15 protein-coding genes and 1 tRNA gene are annotated in these 15123 nt (G+C 59.5%); 8 read left to right on the top strand and 8 right to left on the bottom strand.

Going from position 1 to position 15123, the window contains the following annotated elements:
* Positions 1 to 15 precede the first annotated feature (15 nt).
* A complete protein-coding gene (locus KUV39_RS02105; protein WP_168577809.1) occupies positions 16 to 471 on the top strand; it encodes a tetratricopeptide repeat protein in 456 nt (151 codons plus the stop codon).
* 88 nt (positions 472 to 559) lie between these two features.
* On the opposite strand, the gene KUV39_RS02100 is transcribed toward KUV39_RS02105, so the two are convergent.
* The 6 genes from KUV39_RS02100 to KUV39_RS02075 form a co-directional block, all read right to left on the bottom strand.
* Positions 560 to 1618, bottom strand: a complete 1059-nt coding sequence (locus tag KUV39_RS02100; protein ID WP_222458800.1) for a TRAP transporter substrate-binding protein — start codon at positions 1616 to 1618, stop codon at positions 560 to 562.
* A 56-nt stretch (positions 1619 to 1674) separates the two neighbouring features.
* On the bottom strand, positions 1675 to 3150 hold the full coding sequence (locus tag KUV39_RS02095) for a TRAP transporter large permease (RefSeq protein ID WP_008559007.1): 1476 nt from the start codon (positions 3148 to 3150) through the stop codon (positions 1675 to 1677).
* Complete coding sequence (locus tag KUV39_RS02090; protein ID WP_222458799.1) at positions 3150 to 3740, bottom strand: TRAP transporter small permease; 591 nt, start codon at positions 3738 to 3740, stop codon at positions 3150 to 3152. Before KUV39_RS02090 ends, KUV39_RS02095 begins: the two co-directional genes overlap by 1 nt.
* A gap of 158 nt (positions 3741 to 3898) precedes the next feature.
* A complete protein-coding gene (locus KUV39_RS02085; RefSeq protein ID WP_222458798.1) occupies positions 3899 to 4417 on the bottom strand; it encodes a flavin reductase family protein in 519 nt (172 codons plus the stop codon).
* Positions 4417 to 5307, bottom strand: coding sequence for an aldo/keto reductase (locus KUV39_RS02080; protein WP_222458797.1), 891 nt, complete (start codon positions 5305 to 5307; stop codon positions 4417 to 4419). The genes KUV39_RS02085 and KUV39_RS02080 overlap by 1 nt, the downstream gene beginning before the upstream one ends.
* Positions 5307 to 6461 carry an LLM class flavin-dependent oxidoreductase gene (locus KUV39_RS02075; protein ID WP_008559901.1) on the bottom strand — a complete coding sequence of 385 codons (1155 nt, stop codon included), beginning with the start codon at positions 6459 to 6461 and terminating at the stop codon, positions 5307 to 5309. Before KUV39_RS02075 ends, KUV39_RS02080 begins: the two co-directional genes overlap by 1 nt.
* A 101-nt stretch (positions 6462 to 6562) precedes the next feature.
* On the opposite strand from KUV39_RS02075, the gene KUV39_RS02070 reads away from it, so the two are divergent.
* Together KUV39_RS02070 and KUV39_RS02065 are read left to right on the top strand one after the other, a co-directional pair.
* Positions 6563 to 7273, top strand: a complete 711-nt coding sequence (locus KUV39_RS02070; RefSeq protein WP_008560310.1) for a GntR family transcriptional regulator — start codon at positions 6563 to 6565, stop codon at positions 7271 to 7273.
* Between the two features lie 8 nt (positions 7274 to 7281).
* On the top strand, positions 7282 to 8388 hold the full coding sequence (locus KUV39_RS02065) for a Gfo/Idh/MocA family protein (RefSeq protein WP_222458796.1): 1107 nt from the start codon (positions 7282 to 7284) through the stop codon (positions 8386 to 8388).
* 31 nt (positions 8389 to 8419) lie between these two features.
* On the opposite strand, the gene KUV39_RS02060 is transcribed toward KUV39_RS02065, so the two are convergent.
* A complete protein-coding gene (locus KUV39_RS02060; RefSeq protein ID WP_222458795.1) occupies positions 8420 to 9739 on the bottom strand; it encodes an ATP-binding protein in 1320 nt (439 codons plus the stop codon).
* A gap of 83 nt (positions 9740 to 9822) precedes the next feature.
* Between KUV39_RS02060 and KUV39_RS02055 the strand changes: the two genes are divergently transcribed.
* Both KUV39_RS02055 and KUV39_RS02050 read left to right on the top strand, forming a co-directional pair.
* A complete protein-coding gene (locus KUV39_RS02055; RefSeq protein WP_222458794.1) occupies positions 9823 to 10755 on the top strand; it encodes an MBL fold metallo-hydrolase in 933 nt (310 codons plus the stop codon).
* Positions 10756 to 10825: 70 nt separating this feature from the next.
* Positions 10826 to 10900, top strand: a tRNA-Asn gene (locus KUV39_RS02050).
* Positions 10901 to 10959: 59 nt separating this feature from the next.
* On the opposite strand, the gene KUV39_RS02045 is transcribed toward KUV39_RS02050, so the two are convergent.
* Positions 10960 to 11454 (bottom strand): OmpA family protein, encoded by a 495-nt coding sequence (locus KUV39_RS02045; protein ID WP_222458793.1) that lies wholly within the window; start codon positions 11452 to 11454, stop codon positions 10960 to 10962.
* Between the two features lie 187 nt (positions 11455 to 11641).
* Here KUV39_RS02045 and KUV39_RS02040 point away from each other — a divergent pair, with 187 nt between their 5' ends.
* From KUV39_RS02040 to KUV39_RS02030, 3 genes are all read left to right on the top strand, one after another.
* Positions 11642 to 12784, top strand: coding sequence for an acyltransferase (locus KUV39_RS02040; protein WP_222458792.1), 1143 nt, complete (start codon positions 11642 to 11644; stop codon positions 12782 to 12784).
* Positions 12785 to 12794: 10 nt separating this feature from the next.
* A complete protein-coding gene (locus KUV39_RS02035) occupies positions 12795 to 14288 on the top strand; it encodes a sugar phosphate nucleotidyltransferase (RefSeq protein WP_222458791.1) in 1494 nt (497 codons plus the stop codon).
* 65 nt (positions 14289 to 14353) lie between these two features.
* Positions 14354 to 15106, top strand: a complete 753-nt coding sequence (locus KUV39_RS02030) for a hypothetical protein (protein WP_222458790.1) — start codon at positions 14354 to 14356, stop codon at positions 15104 to 15106.
* Positions 15107 to 15123 lie beyond the last annotated feature (17 nt).

Raw genomic sequence — 15123 nt, 5'->3', positions numbered from 1 at the left:
CTGGCCACCGCTGCGATGATGTCGCTGTGTATGCCCCTGCCTGCCCTGGCCGAAATTGAAGCGGCGCGCGATCTGATGGAAGCAGGCCAGTTTGAGGAGGCGAGAGCCGCGCTCTGGCCTGCGGCCCGGTCCGGAAATGCCGACGCCGAAGAGCTGATTGGTGTAATGTATGCCATGGGGCTTGGCGTTGAGCGAGACGACCAGCGCGCCTTTGAGTGGTATCTTCGGTCTGCGATGAAAGGACACCCCGGCGCCCAGTCTGGCATCGGTTGGTACTATGAGATCGGCCGCGGCATGCCTGCCCCTGATCTTGTCCGTGCGTATATGTGGTACACGCTTTCGGCCATCGGAGGAGACCCCGATGCCGCCATCAGCCTTGAGGAAGTGGTGAAGAAAATGACGCAGGACGAGATTGAAAAAGCGCATGTTCTTGTCGAAGATTACAAGGTCTGGATGTACCCGTTCCGCTGAGCGCTCAGCATTGGTCGGACACATGCTGCTGGAAACCAAAAGAGAAAACGGAGCGAGGTGATCCCCGCGCCGTTTCTTTTGGTTTGGCTCAGTTCAGGTCCGCTGCGCGGGCTGCGCTGACGTCTGCCTCAGCTTCTGCGACCGCGTTGGTCAGTGCGGTAAAGATCTCATCCCCGCGGGTCACGTTCGACTTGAACCAGTCATAGACCGGCTCTGCTGCGGTTTTGAAGGCCGCCTTCTGTTCGGGTGTCGGAACATAGAGATCGCCACCTCCGGCAACAAAATCCTCATAGGCCTGGATCGACTTGCGCTTGGGCGAGGCAAAGGTGGCCTGCTGCAGGGCATAGAAGCCGTCAACAACAACCTGGCGCATGTCTTCGGGCATGTTCACGAATGTCTGGTTCGACATCCACCACAGCGCACCCATGTAAGCGTGCCCATCAAGGGTCACATATTGCAGACCCGCATCCGGGAACTTCATCCCCATGATATCGGTAATTCCGTTTTTGGAGCCCTCAACCACACCGGTCTGGAAGGAGGTGAACAGCTCTGGCCACGGGATCGGCGTGGGCGACGCACCAAGGGCCTTCACCAGTTCCTGCGGAAGATCGGCGACAACGGTCCGGATTTTCAGGCCTTTCATGTCAGACGGCTCTGCGACGCGGCGTTTCGTGTTGGCAAAGTTGCGCCAGCCACCGGTGTTGCCAATCGTCATCAGGCGGATGGCGTCACCGGAATCCTCCAACGCCATCTTGCGCATCTGACGGGTGAAATCGCCCGACAGAACATGTTCTGCAATCCGGTCATCCGCCATCAGATAAGGCAGATCGAGAACCTGCACATATGGGAACAGGCCAGAGGCGCCGCCAGATGTGGAGATATAGACGTCAATGGATCCATCTGCCACGCCCTGAAGGCATTCCGCCCCGTTGGAGCAAAGCTGCGTGCCGATGAACAGCTCAACCTCGATCGCACCGTTTGACGCGGCTTCGACATAGTTCTTGAACACGACCAGACCGTCATAATCCTCGTCGTTTTCGTTCGAGTTTGCAGTCGCACGGATGGTGTAGTCAGCGGCGTATGCCGACAGAGCAGTTCCTGCCATCAGGGCCGACAGGGCCACCGTCTTTACCAAATTCCTGAGCATCGTTTCTCCTCCTGTTGCTCTTTTATTCTGGATTATTCGCTTGATCTGTCAGGCCCCTAGTTCAGGAACCCGGTCAATTTCGGCACCGTCAGCGAAATCGCGGGCACAAAGGTGATCAGGAAGATCACGGCGATTTCGATGGCAAGGAACGGCAGGATGGCCTTGGCGATGGTCGTCACGCGCTCTTGCGACACAGCTGCCGCAACGAACAACACCAGCCCCATCGGCGGTGTCGCGAGCCCCACAGTCAGGTTCACGCACATGATGATGGCGAAATGCACGGGCTCAACTCCGAGCCCTTCGAAAACCGGGCCAAGGATCGGGCCGAGGATGATGATTGCGGGCCCTGCATCCAGAAACATCCCGACCACAAACAACAGCAGATTGATCAGAAACAGCAGGATCAGCGGGTTTTCAGACAGGGTCAGGATGAACCCTGCCAGCTGCTCTGGCGCGTGGCTGAGGCTCACGACGGTTTTGAACGACATCGCGGCCCCAACCAGCAGCAGGACCACAGCCGAGGTGATCCCCGCCCGAGAAAAGACCTCCGGCAGGTCCGACAGCCGCATGGAGCCAAGAATGCCAAAGCTGATCAACAGCGCATACGCCACGGCAACTGCGGCCGCCTCTGTCGGGGTGAACACGCCCGCCAAGATGCCACCAAGGATCAACACAGGCGTCTGCAAAGGCACCACCGCCCGCTTGCACACGACGCGGAAGTCTGCGCTGACCACACGGCGCAAACCCAGCATCAAACCATGTGCCAACAGCACCCCCCCCAGAAAGCTGAGCCATGCCCCCTGCGCACCGGCGCTGTCGCTCAGTGGGACAAACTGGGAAAACAACAGACCAAGGTTCAGCCGCACCAGTGCAAAGGAGAACCACGCTTCAACCGCGCCGATCTCCACCTTGTCAAACACCACACGCCGGGCGGCAGGCAGCTCATACCGATCCGCCATCATCCGCACCATCACCATCAGGCCGATGCCCACCAGAATACCCGGCACGATCCCCGCAAGAAACAGCGCAGCGACACTCTCGCCCATGACATAGGCGTAGATAATCATGATGCCAGAAGGCGGGATGATCGGCCCGATCACCGAACTGGCCGCTGTGACCGCTGCGGCGAATTTACGGCTGTAGCCTTCCTTCTCCATCGCTGGGATCAGCATGGAGCCAAGGGCAGAGGTATCCGCCACAGCAGAACCTGACAGCCCTGCAAACAGGATCGACGACAGGATGTTCACCTGTGCCAGGCCCCCGCGCAGGTGGCCCATCAGCGCCTGCGAAAACTCAACCAGGCGCACGGTGATACCACCGCGGTTCATCAATTCACCCGCCAACATGAAAAACGGGATCGCCATGAGCGGAAAACTGTCCATCCCGTTGTAAAGATTGCGATACAGCAGGGTCAGATCCCGTTCCTGACCGTTTAGCCACAACAGGGCTCCGGGGGCTGCCAACAGGCAAAAGAACACCGGCAGGCCAACCATCAAGAGAAACAGGAACAGCGGCAGGAACCAGATCAGCATTATTCTGCGCCCCCCATGCTCAGCCCGGGTCGCGGCGGGATGCGATCCCCCTGCCCGAACAGCCGCACGATGCGTTCCAGGATCAGCTCCACATTGACGAGGATCAACAGCGCAACACCAACCAACAGCGACAGCATCATCCAGCTGCGCGGAACACGGTACCATTCGTCAAAACCAAGCGACGTCGGCACATAAAGTGAGGCGGTTGCAAAGCGCCCGCCAAGGCCCATCACCTCCTTGTAGCCGATCTGAACCCCGACGATCAGAACCGCCAGGCAGATCGCCAAAAGAACCAGCTGCAGCAGGTGAAAGGCCGCCCCGCGCAACACGTTGTCCATCAAGTCGATCGCAACAAACCCGCCGCTGCGAAAAGCGGTGGGCGCCATCAGGCCCGTCATCCACAACATGCAGAACCGCGCCGCCTCATCCGGCCAGGGCAATGCACTGCCCAGAACATATCTGAAAAACACCTGGATCAGGATTGCCGCCACCATGAGACCAATGGCAAAAACGCCCACCCAACGGCCGACTGCAAGCAGGCCGGTGTTGAGCGGGCGCAGAAAGTTCAGCACAGACAGGATCGCCGTCATCCCGGCGCCCCCCTATTGTTTCCTCCCAATGTCATCTCCCTTCTGACATTTCGCCCTGCGGCGTCTGGATCATCGGCCTTTAGGCTCTTTTGTCTTGCTGGCCCCGCCCTCCCCGGCGCGGCGCAGGTGCGTCCTACTTTGCCCCGCCGGGCTGCGGGTCATTCGGCGGCGATCTGGCCCATTTGACCGTTGTAGAATGTCAGCGCATCGCCACCTTCGCGCATGGTCGCGCGATCGACATGGCCCAGAACAATCATGTGATCGCCGGCGTCATGCAGCGCAGATCGCGTGCATTCGAACCGTGCCAGGCAGTTGTCCAGCAACGGCACGCCATCGGTGTTGCGCTCCAGAACCAATTGGTTCAGCCCAAAGGCATCTTTTGCCACCTGCCAACACAGGTCATCCTGATCCGCAGCCAGCACATGGATTGCAAAATGCTGGGCCGTTTCAAAATACGGGAAACGCCGCGATGTCTTGTCTGGCGACCACAAAACCAATGGCGGTGACAGCGAGACCGAGGAAAAACTATTCGCGGTGATGGCCACCGTCCCCTTGTCACAGGCGGCGGTGACGATGGTCACCCCTGTCGCGAAGCGACCAAACGCATTGCGCAGCAGTCGCGTGTTATCAGGCGCCGGGACAAAGCTCTGTTTGCCCGCACCCGTGTTCGCAGCCATCATGGAACCTCCTGACCAAGCGCAGCCTCGTAGAGGCTGAACCAAGTTTCGCGGTCCAGATCGACTTTCAGCGCATCCGACGCCCGCTTGATCCGGTCGAGGTTGTTCGTCCCAAGAACCGGCAGGATATGAGCCGGATGGCGCAGGAGAAAGGCAATCGCAACCGCAGCTCGATCCACCCCCTGCCGCGAGGCAATCGCGTCAAGGCGATCGGCAACGCCACCGCTGCTGGTCATAAGCCCACCACCACCAAGCGGTGACCAGGCCATCAGGGGGTGATCCTGGCGCTGATGGAATGCCAGATCTCCATTGGTGAACGGGCGGATTTCAGAGAGCGAAATCTCAATCTGGTTGGTCGCAAGTGGCGTTTTCATTGCTGACTGCAGCAATTCCCAGTCCCAGGGGCGGAAATTCGACACACCAACCGCCCGCACCTTGCCCGAGGCAACAACCTCGTCCAGCGCCGCGCCGGTTTCGCGGTGATCCATCAATGGATCCGGCCGGTGGATCAACAAAAGGTCAATATGGTCCACCGCCATTTCCTGAAGCGATGTATCAACTGACGACAGAATATGAGCCCGGCTGGTGTCGTAGTATTTGACCCGCTTATCTGCATAGCGTCCCATCGGCGCAACGATGTCGCATTTGGTAACGATTTCCATTTGCGCCCGCAGGGCCGGATTGGCCTTGATTGCCTGTCCCAGAATGCCTTCTGCAGCGTAGCCACCATAGATGTCAGCCTGATCAAAGGTGGTGATCCCCTGCTCAAGACAGGCGTTGATCTTGGCTTCGACATGCGCGGTCGAGGTGTCGCTATCGGCTCCCAGACGCCACATTCCGTAAACCAAACGGCTCAGGCTCAGGCCCGGTGCGATTTCGATCCGTTCCATCAACGACGTACTCCATTCCCGAGAGGTGTGGCCGGAACCGTTGCAGGCACCCGGCCATATTCATGCGGCAGCGAACAGGTTTTCAGATGCGGCATGACCCGTGTCCCGAAATGTCGCGCCTCTTCCAGATGCGGGTAGCCTGACAGCACAAAGGCCCGGATCCCCATTTTCTGATATGCATCCAGTTTTGACATAACCTGATCCGTTGACCCGACCAGTGCCGCCCCACAGCCAGAACGCGCCCGGCCAACCCCGGTCCAGAGGTGTGGTTCGATGTAGCCATATTCATCCGCGACTTCGCGGTTCTTGGCCTGATGAGCAACGCCAAGCGAGGTGGCATCAAGGGCACGGTCACGGATCGCCTTGCCCTGTGCCTCGTCCAGTTTGGAGACGATATACTCAGCGTATTCGTTCGCCTCTGCCTCTGTGTCACGCACAATCATATGAACCCGCAGACCGTAATCCAGCGTTCGTCCATATTGCTCTGCAACGGCATGGACCGCTTTCATCCGGCCTTCCAGCTCTTCCATCTTTTCCGGCCACATCAGGTAGACGTCGCAATGCTCTCCGCACAGATCCAGCGCCGAAGGGGAATAGCCACCGAAATACAAAAGCGGGCCACCGGTCTGATAGGGTTTTGCCGGATCCGTCGTCAGCCCGTTGAAGGAATAGACTTCACCCTCGTGGTTGATTTCATCCTGCGTCCAGGCCTGCTTGAGAATTTCCACAACCTCGCGCGACCGCTGATAGCGAAACGCGCTGTCGGCCTTCTCGCCCGGAAAATCAGAGGAGATGATATTGACGGTCAGACGCCCCTCCAGCATGTGATCCAGCGTCGCCAGCGTGCGCGCAAGCATGATGGGCTGCATTTCACCACAGCGAACCGCTGCCAACATGTTGATCTTGCTGGTGATCGGCGCGCAGCCCGCAACAAAGCTGAGCGTATCCTGCCCCACCTGATAAGACGACGGACACAGGATGTTGCGAAACCCCTGCGCCTCTGCCTCTTTCACGATGTCAGAGCAATGAGCCCAGGATGACCGCAGATCCCCATCGGGCACGCCGAGAAACTGATAATCGTCCGAGCAAAGCGCCGCGAACCACGACACCTCCACAGCGTCAAGATCTGCCGACGTAATGGGAACAACGCTCATCAACCTCTCCCTCGCGTTTCGCAACTTAACTCTTGCATAGCCCGCGCCTTGATGTAGATCAATGGTGTATCAATTTTTTGACGTCAGCGACCATAAGCCCTATGCCAAACACCCGCGCCACCGGCTCTGCCCTGCCTCTCTATCTCCAAATCAGCGAGGCCCTGACCCGGGAAATCGCCTCTGGCCGCCTGGCTGACGGCGAACGCCTTGCGCCGGAACGACAGCTGGCGCAACAGTATGGAACAACCGTAAGAACGCTGCGCAAGTCACTGGCAGAAATGGAAAAACAGGGGATGCTGGAACGCATCCAAGGGTCAGGAAACTACATCCGCTCGACCCAAAGCGCCCAAAGCATCTATTCCATGTTCCGCCTTGAACTACACAGCGGAGGCGGACTGCCGACCGCGGATATCCTTTCTGTAGAAGAATGCCCAAAACCGGCGGATCTACCGGCCTTTGGCACAGCCGAGACCGGCACCAGAATCCGTCGCTTGCGCTATCTTGACGATGTCATAATCGCGGTAGAGGAAATCTGGCTGGACCGCGACGCAGGTCAGGTAAAGGCCGATCAGCTGTCCGATTCTCTCTATAGATATTACCGCATGGCTCTCGGCTTCTGGATCACCCGTGCCGAAGACAGGGTATCGCTTGGCCCGGTCCCGGACTGGGCGCCAGCGCATTTTTCCAAACCAGCCGGAACCACCGTGGGCTATATCGAACGGCTCAGCTGGGCGCAGGTCTCTGCCCCGGTGGAATTTTCGCGCACCTGGTTTGACCCCGACAAAGCACTCTATGTGCAGCGCCTGACTTAGGAGGAAACATGTCAGACCCCATCACCTACGGGATCATCGGCTGCGGCATGATGGGCCAAGAGCATCTGCGAAATATCGCCCTGCTCGACAACACACGTGTCGGCGCGATCTACGAGCCCAATCCCGCAATGCGTGAGATTTCAGCGCAGTTTGCGCCGGATGCCATCTTTACCGACAGTATCGAAGACCTGATGAAGATCGGGGATCTGGATTGTCTCCTCATTGCCAGCCCCAATTTCCGGCATCTTGAACAGCTGGAGCTGCTGGCCCGAACCCGGCCACTGCCCGTTCTGGTGGAAAAACCGCTATTCACCAGCCTCGACGACCGTGCCCGTCTCTCCGCGTTTGAGGCCACATATCCGGCGCCCGTCTGGGTTGCGATGGAATATCGCTACATGCCGCCAATCGCGACGTTTTTGCGTGACGCTGTTGACGCAACTGGCGGCATCAAGATGCTCACCGTGCGCGAACACCGCTTTCCGTTTCTGGAGAAGGTCGATGACTGGAACCGGTTTGACGCCAAATCCGGCGGCACCTTCGTAGAGAAATGCTGCCATTTCTTCGATCTCATGCGGTTGACGCTTGGATCGGAACCCGTGCGCGTGATGGCCAGCGGCGGACAGGATGCCAACCATCTGGATGAACGCTATAGCGATGGCGTGCCGGACATCCTGGACAACGGATATGTGATTGTCGACTTCAGCTGCGGCGCCCGTGCCATGCTGGAACTCTGCATGTTTGCCGAAGGCGCAGAATATCAGGAAGAGGTGACGGCAATTGGCCCAAGAGGAAAGATCGAGGCGTTTGTGCCCGGTCCCGGGCGGTTTTGGCCCGAACATCTGGGGGCTGCCCCTGTGCCCAAGGTTGTGACATCCCTGCGAGAGCCACGCGGCCCTGTTGAGATCGAGGTACCGGTCGACCCTGACCTTCTGGAGGCTGGCGATCACAACGGCTCGACCTTTTATCAACACCGCAAGTTTCTTGAACTGGTGCGTGGCACGCGCCCAACCCCGGAGGTCACCCTTAAAGACGGTCGTATGGCTGTGCTGATGGGGCTGGCTGCTCAGATCTCGATCAAGGAACACAGGGTCGTGGAGATGTCGGAACTGCTCTGATCTCTGTGTCACGCCCTGATCGGGGCGGGTCTCAGATGCCGATCACGATATCCGCCTGCAACCCGCCCAGATCTTCGCTCTTGCCAAGGCGCAGCATCCCGCCGTGGGCCCGCGCAATGTCTGTGACAATCGCAAGGCCAAGGCCAACACCGCTGCCCAGATCCTGATTGCGGGCCGGATCGAGCCGGGTGAATGGGCGCATTGCCTCTGCTCGATCCGCCTCCGGGATGCCAGGCCCATCGTCTTCCACACGGATCCGCAAGAAACGCTCTGTCAAAGCCACCGACACCCGTGCCCGCGAGCCGTAGCGCACGGCGTTTGAGATCAGGTTTTCGATTGCGCGGCGCAGCGCCGCCTTGCGCAGCATGACCTCACCCTCTCCGCTCATCTCTCCCAGCATCACGTCCTTGCCCTGCCGACGCCAGCCATCCACCGCCACTGTGACCAACACATGCGGATCCACCGCTTCCGGCTCGCTGGTGGACACCCCGCGGGAGAAATCCAAAAACGCATCAAGAAGCGCCTGCATCTCGTCGACGTCCTGGCGCAACGGTTCAGCCTCTTCATCCTCCAGCATGGAAAGGCCCAGCTTCATTCTGGTCAGCGGGGTCCGCAGGTCATGGCTGACACCAGAGAGCATGAGCGTGCGCTGCTCGATCTGGCGTTCGATACGGGCGCGCATGTCCAGAAACGCATGACCCGCGGCGCGGACCTCATTTGCCCCACGGGGGGCATAGGCCACCGTGCGACCCCGACCAAAGGCCTGAGCGGCATCGGCCAGCTGTTTGATCGGACGCAGCTGATTGCGCATGTAGACGAAGGCGATGACCGTCATCAGAAAGCCAAAAACAATCACCGTCACAATCAGCTGATGCGGTGCGGCAGCCGTGACACGGCGCCGGTCCTGCACCAATGCGAGCGGTCCCAGGTCGGTTTGCATCACCAACTGAAACTGGCGCGTGTCAGGGAATTGCACAGAGACAAAGGACGGCAGGTTATTTTCCAGCGTGTCACGCACCACCCGTCCGGAAAACTCCAGCAGCCCCATCCGGTCCTGCGGCAGCGGCTGAGTGTTATCCAAGAACCGCGCCTCGACCTGCAGTGGCTCCAGCAGCGGCATCAGGCGCTCCATGGCCATCTCTTGTGTCGTTGCCGGGGCGATTGTCTGCTCGATCAATCGCAGTTCACGCAGAATGGTGAGCGTCATCTGAACCGTCAGATCCTCCAGATCACGCTTGATGAACACGACAGAGACAACCAGCTGCAGGGTCACGATCGGAACCAGCAGGATCAAAGCCGCCCGTGCATATAGACTGCGCGGCATATACTGTTTGAGCCATTGAAAGAACATGGGCTACACCTACCCTGCGCCCCGCTCGCTGAAAAGCAAAACGCACAACGCGGTCGGCAAGCAGAGACAAAAAGGACAGGCAGATGCAGGCACCCGATGATTTCAATCCGCAAACTGGCGTGCCTGAGGTGCTGGAACCCGGCCTGCGCCGCATCCTGGCGCCGAACCCTTCCCCGATGACGTATCGGGGAACAAACACCTATCTGATCGGCACCCAGGACCTGGCGGTGATAGACCCCGGCCCCAAGGATGCGCACCATTTGCAAGCCATCCTGGATGCCGTCGCCCCCGACCAGAGCATCAGCCACATCCTGGTCAGCCACAGCCATCTTGACCACTCCCCCCTCGCGCGCGACCTTTCTGATGCAACCGGCGCGCCGATCTACGCGTTTGGCGGACCCGTGGCTGGCCGCAGCGCCGTCATGGCCCAATTGGCAGAGGCCGGGCTTGCAGGTGGTGGGGAAGGCATTGATCAGGGCTTCGCCCCCGATATCTGCCTTGCAGATGGGGATATCCTGCGCGGCAGCAACTGGGAGCTGGAGGCAATTCACACCCCCGGCCACCTTGGCAACCATCTTGCCTTTGGGTGGGGAGATATCTGTTTCACTGCCGATCACGTCATGGGCTGGGCCAGCTCTCTTGTGTCGCCGCCAGATGGCGACCTGACCGATTTCATGGCCTCTTGTCGTCGCCTCGCTGCACGGTCCTGGCGCGTGTTCTACCCAGGCCACGGGGCCGCGATTGATGACCCGGCAGGACGGCTTGACTGGCTCATCGCTCACCGGCTGATGCGCGAGGCGGCCATCATGGATATCCTGCGCAAGAAAGCCGCCACTGCCGCGACATTGGCACGGACAATCTACACAGAAACCCCAGCCGCTTTGCTGCCCGCTGCAGAGCGCAATGTTTTTGCCCACCTCGTTGATCTTACATCGCAATCCCGCGTTCAGCCTGTCGGCCAGCTCTCTGTTGACGCGCAGTTTCAACTCAATCCTGACGCCCGCGAAAGCCCGTGAACTTTTTTCCAAAAAATCGCAAAACGGCTCTGGACGCCACCGTTCGGCACCGTTATACGACCCCACATGTTCCGGCGTAGCTCAGCGGTAGAGCAGTTGACTGTTAATCAATTGGTCGTAGGTTCGATCCCTACCGCCGGAGCCATAAAAAGCCCTCTGACCAGATTGGTCTGAGGGCTTTTTTGTATTCTACGGAAACGCGCGCTACTGGCAGCGGCGTGCTTCGATCGAGACCCGGCGATTTTCGCGGGCGGTGGATGGCCAGCCCTCAAGCGGTGTTTCTTCTCCCACGCCACGGACCTCTTCCACACGGTCGCCCCCATCAAGCCTGCGACGCAGGGCTGCGGCAACCACCTCGGCACGCTGTTCAGACAGTCGACGGTTCACATCGCGCCCCCCGCTGGCATCCGAATGGCCGGTCAACCGCAGACAGGCGTCCTTCATCGGTGCGGTGTTCAGCACACCGGCCAGCAGAACAACCTGCCGCTCCATCTGAGGGCTTAGCCGGCTGCCACCTGACAGGAAAAAGATATGGCTTTCTCTGTCCTGTGCGGTCAGCTCCCTGGCCGGCTGCGGCTTGGGCTGCGGTGCATTACAGACCTCTGATCGGACGCCATATTCCCGAAAGACAGCCTCACAAAGTTCGGCATCCTGCATCTCCTGTGCGTGGCTCTCGCGGGCCAGGGCCCAGATGCCCATCGCAAAAACTGCAAAAAAAACAAAACATCTCAACATAGACGCAACCTCCGGATGCAAGCCTATTAACGACGTTATAAAAATTCGATAACGCGCCTCTCTGTTATCCGTAAAAATATTCATAATTCATTTTCACCATTTATTTCCATTTACGATTATACCCTCTTAGCGTGCAATAAGAGGTCGCGTGATGAGTGAAACTGTCAGGGCAAGGCTGGAGTGGATAGATGCGTTGCGTCTCGTCGCCGGGCTTTCGATGGTTGGGCTTCATGCAACGGCCGATGCGACCGGCCAGCCGTTTGTCACCGCCCTCCCCGAGGAGCGGGTCATTCCGATGATGCTTCGTGCGGTTCTGTATATCGCCCGGACAGAACTGTTCCTGATCATCTCGATCTTTCTGCTGCTGATGGCCCAACACCGCAGCGGGCGGGGCTATGCGGCGACAATTGCACTGCAAGCGCGGCGGCTCTTGCTCCCCTTCCTGTTCTGGACGGTGTTTTATGCAGGCTTCAATCTGATCAAGGCTGGGTACTTTGGCTATCTAGATGCTGTTCTGGCAGAGCTTGGCACCCCGGTGAAATGGGTTGGCTTCCTCCTTTTGGGGGACGTGAAATATCACATGCACTTTATCCCGACGCTGTTTGCGCTGGTGCTGCTGTTCCCCCTTTATCGCGCCGCCTATCGCTGGCCTGTGCTGGGCGCGCTGATCCTGATTTGCCTGATGTTCAAACGACAGGCAGATCTCTTTGTCTATGCGCAGTTCTGGGGGGATGACGCGCTGCCCTACCTGGTGCGGGCCATCAAGATTGCGAGCTACACGGGCTATGGCATGGTAGCGGCCACTTGCCTGGCGCTTTGGCAGCGAGATGCGCCGCGCCTGATTGCACCTTGGTATTTTGCGCTGGGGGCCGTTGCGATTGTTCTTCTGCAGGCAAAGTGGGATGCCACCTGGCAGACGATCGAAACGGGACGCTGGCCCTATGACCACACTGCGGGCTACTGGGCCGATTTTCTGATGCCTGTGCTGCTTTTTGCATTGTGCATGTGTCTTGCCCGGCAAGGATGGGCGCCCCGAATTGGCAGATATGCGCGCTATTCCTTTGGGATCTACCTGTGCCATCCGATCTTTCTCGACCTTGCGGAGATCCTTTTGGCAGGCAGCACATGGACCCCTGCCATTATCGTCCTGACCAAAGTGGCGATCGCCCTGCCCTGCGCCTGTCTTCTTACCCTTGGGCTGGCCCGCAGCCGCCATCTTGGCTGGAGTGTCGGGCTTGCCCCCCTGCCGTGGCAACCCACTGCACTTCCCCAACTTTCCTCCCGACCCTCATGAGGTATGCGGCATGAATTACGGTTTCTCCTGCCCTGATAACATTCCAGTCCTGCACCTGAACTGCGACCGCCTGAACGCGCAGGCGGCGCAGGCGCTGCACAAGGCCGTCCGCGAAACCCGCGACGCTGGCCGTGCTGCGATGCTGATCGACATGAGCGGGGTCAGCAGGCTCACCCATTGCGGGCTCGCTGCGCTGGTGGAATGTTACGGGCAGAACGGCGGCGCAATCACCTTGGGATTTTTTGGTATCACTCCCAAGGTTCTGGCACGGATAAACAAATTCGGTCTGGGCCAGCAGCTACCGATCTATGCAACCCTCACCGACGCGCTGGAGGCTAACGTGTTTCGCCGCCATCTCCTCGCGGGGAGCCGTGCAGTGATCCTTGCGGCCGATGCACCACGTGATCTCGCCCCGCTCAGCTGGGACCATGCAACCACCATGCTGGATCTGCTTGGGCAGCCGGTCCTGTCGCATCTGACTGGCGGACTGCGCCAGTTTGGTCTCCGGGATGTCTGCATCGCGGCAGGACACAATGCGCAGGACATCAGTCACCACTTGGACGCAGACCCCGACAGCCGCGTGATCCTCAGCAAACAGGGCAAGGAAGGCACCGACGGCTGGGAGGCGGCACCGCTTGGAACAGCCAGCACCTTGGCCCACCTGCAGCGGGAAATCAGCTATTGTCAGGATGATCTGATTGTTCTGCACGGCGATACGGTCGGTGACATCGATCTCCCCGCGATGATGGAACACCATCGCCGATCCGGTGCGCTTGCCACTGTGGCCGCATTCCTGACAGAGCAAAGCGATCATGCCCACCACGGCTGGGTGCGGTCATCACCAACCGGCCTGGTGCTGGGACTTGGCAGTCCTGACACCGTCATCGCCACATCAAAGGCGCTTGCCCTGGGGGGAATATACATCCTTTCGCCCAGCGCCATCCGCATGGTTGCCGATAGACCGGCCCAGGATTTGGAGCGGGATCTGCTGCCTTCCCTGCTGGCCAATCGGGCCGCGATCCAGATTTTTGAATGCGAACGGCGCCACCGGATCCGTGCGGGGCGGGACTATGCCGCAGTGCTACAGGCGGTGCTGCGCGACGAAATCGCAGGGCTGACCCCAGATGCGCAGGAGGTAGAACCAGGCAAATGGATCGCCAAGGGCGCAGAAGTTTCGCGCACAGCCAAACTGCGTGCGCCCTGTTTTGTCGGGAGGAACAGCATCATAGGCGCGCATGCAACCCTCAGCGGCGGCACGATTATTGGCGCAGACAGCTATGTGGGTGCAGGCGCGCAGATCGATGGCAGTATCATCATGCCCAAGAGCCACGTGGTCGAAGGAAGTGAGCTGACAGGCCAACTGGCCAGCCCGTTCTGGGCCGTTGAAACAGCGATTGCGGACGGGCGCAGCGAAGGATGCGAACCTCTTGATGCCGTCAGGCCCCTGAGCAGCCCACAACCCGCAACAACCGTCTGGCGCCATCTGGTCAGGGGCGTGTCATGAAAGGTGACAGCCACACCCCAGCATCACGGCTCCCGCGCGCCCGTGCGTCGCTGTGGAGCCTAGGCTTGGTCCTGATTACGGGGCTATTCCTGCCCATGCACGGCCCGCTTGGCGCGCAGGAGCGGCGCACATCAATCGATCGGTTCTGGATTTTGTGGGAACGAACGGATGTCAGCGGCGAGAACTGCCCGAACGGCCCGCGCTGCATCCGGACCAGCAACTACACCAGCCGTCTCTTTTCGCCAGAGAACCGGCAGCAGATCTACCGCCTCTTCGGGATGCTTGATGGCAACGCACTGGGCAGAGGCCAACTGGCCGAACATCCCGATGCGCCGCGCATCTGTCAGCATAACGCAGCCGAGGTCGCGCTTGGCTTCAATCCTGAGCGGCTGGCAAGGGGGGAAAAGTTGGACGTTCTGCACGGGCTGCGCGCCTTTGGCATGGATTTGCGCAATCTGAAGCCTCCCCCTGGGTCGTCTGATACCTTCGGACCCACGCTGCAGGCGGAAATGACTGCGCTTTTTCAGCAGGCCGGGATCCGCATTGTTCACCCGCGTGAGGCTCGCGACCTCCCGGGAGAGCCCGTGCTCAAGGTGTTCTTTTCCCATACCGGAGGAAATGACCGCTGCGACTACAGCTTCTCTGTCTTCGCCAGTCTGACACAGACCGTACTGCTGTCGCGCGACATCCGGGTCAAGGTGGATGCTGGCGTGTGGTCCTATTCGACGAACTCGACCTCCTTTGCCGCAGGGGACGAAGCCGCCGCCATACGTTCCGTCGCCGCCGCGCTCATCAAAGACATCAACCGGGTCAATTAGACCACCTGCAGGGATCC

The sequence above is a fragment of the Phaeobacter italicus genome, from assembly GCF_019801785.1.
In the GTDB taxonomy this organism is placed as follows: Bacteria; Pseudomonadota; Alphaproteobacteria; order Rhodobacterales; family Rhodobacteraceae; genus Phaeobacter; species Phaeobacter italicus.
Note: the sequence above shows the minus strand (reverse complement) of the source record. Positions and strands in the feature narration are given on the sequence as shown.

Excerpts from the sequence above, each read along its gene's own strand:
- KUV39_RS02035 (WP_222458791.1), top strand. The coding sequence starts at position 12,795 with ATGAATTACGGTTTCTCCTGCCCTGATAACATTCCAGTCCTGCACCTG.
- KUV39_RS02075 (WP_008559901.1), bottom strand. The coding sequence starts at position 6,461 with ATGAGCGTTGTTCCCATTACGTCGGCAGATCTTGACGCTGTGGAGGTG.
- KUV39_RS02080 (WP_222458797.1), bottom strand. The coding sequence starts at position 5,307 with ATGGAACGGATCGAAATCGCACCGGGCCTGAGCCTGAGCCGTTTGGTT.
- KUV39_RS02100 (WP_222458800.1), bottom strand. The coding sequence starts at position 1,618 with ATGCTCAGGAATTTGGTAAAGACGGTGGCCCTGTCGGCCCTGATGGCA.
- KUV39_RS02085 (WP_222458798.1), bottom strand. The coding sequence starts at position 4,417 with ATGGCTGCGAACACGGGTGCGGGCAAACAGAGCTTTGTCCCGGCGCCT.
- KUV39_RS02095 (WP_008559007.1), bottom strand. The coding sequence starts at position 3,150 with ATGCTGATCTGGTTCCTGCCGCTGTTCCTGTTTCTCTTGATGGTTGGC.
- KUV39_RS02065 (WP_222458796.1), top strand. The coding sequence starts at position 7,282 with ATGTCAGACCCCATCACCTACGGGATCATCGGCTGCGGCATGATGGGC.
- KUV39_RS02105 (WP_168577809.1), top strand. The coding sequence starts at position 16 with ATGATGTCGCTGTGTATGCCCCTGCCTGCCCTGGCCGAAATTGAAGCG.
- KUV39_RS02070 (WP_008560310.1), top strand. The coding sequence starts at position 6,563 with ATGCCAAACACCCGCGCCACCGGCTCTGCCCTGCCTCTCTATCTCCAA.
- KUV39_RS02045 (WP_222458793.1), bottom strand. The coding sequence starts at position 11,454 with ATGGGCATCTGGGCCCTGGCCCGCGAGAGCCACGCACAGGAGATGCAG.
- KUV39_RS02090 (WP_222458799.1), bottom strand. The coding sequence starts at position 3,740 with ATGACGGCGATCCTGTCTGTGCTGAACTTTCTGCGCCCGCTCAACACC.
- KUV39_RS02040 (WP_222458792.1), top strand. The coding sequence starts at position 11,642 with ATGAGTGAAACTGTCAGGGCAAGGCTGGAGTGGATAGATGCGTTGCGT.
- KUV39_RS02060 (WP_222458795.1), bottom strand. The coding sequence starts at position 9,739 with ATGTTCTTTCAATGGCTCAAACAGTATATGCCGCGCAGTCTATATGCA.
- KUV39_RS02055 (WP_222458794.1), top strand. The coding sequence starts at position 9,823 with ATGCAGGCACCCGATGATTTCAATCCGCAAACTGGCGTGCCTGAGGTG.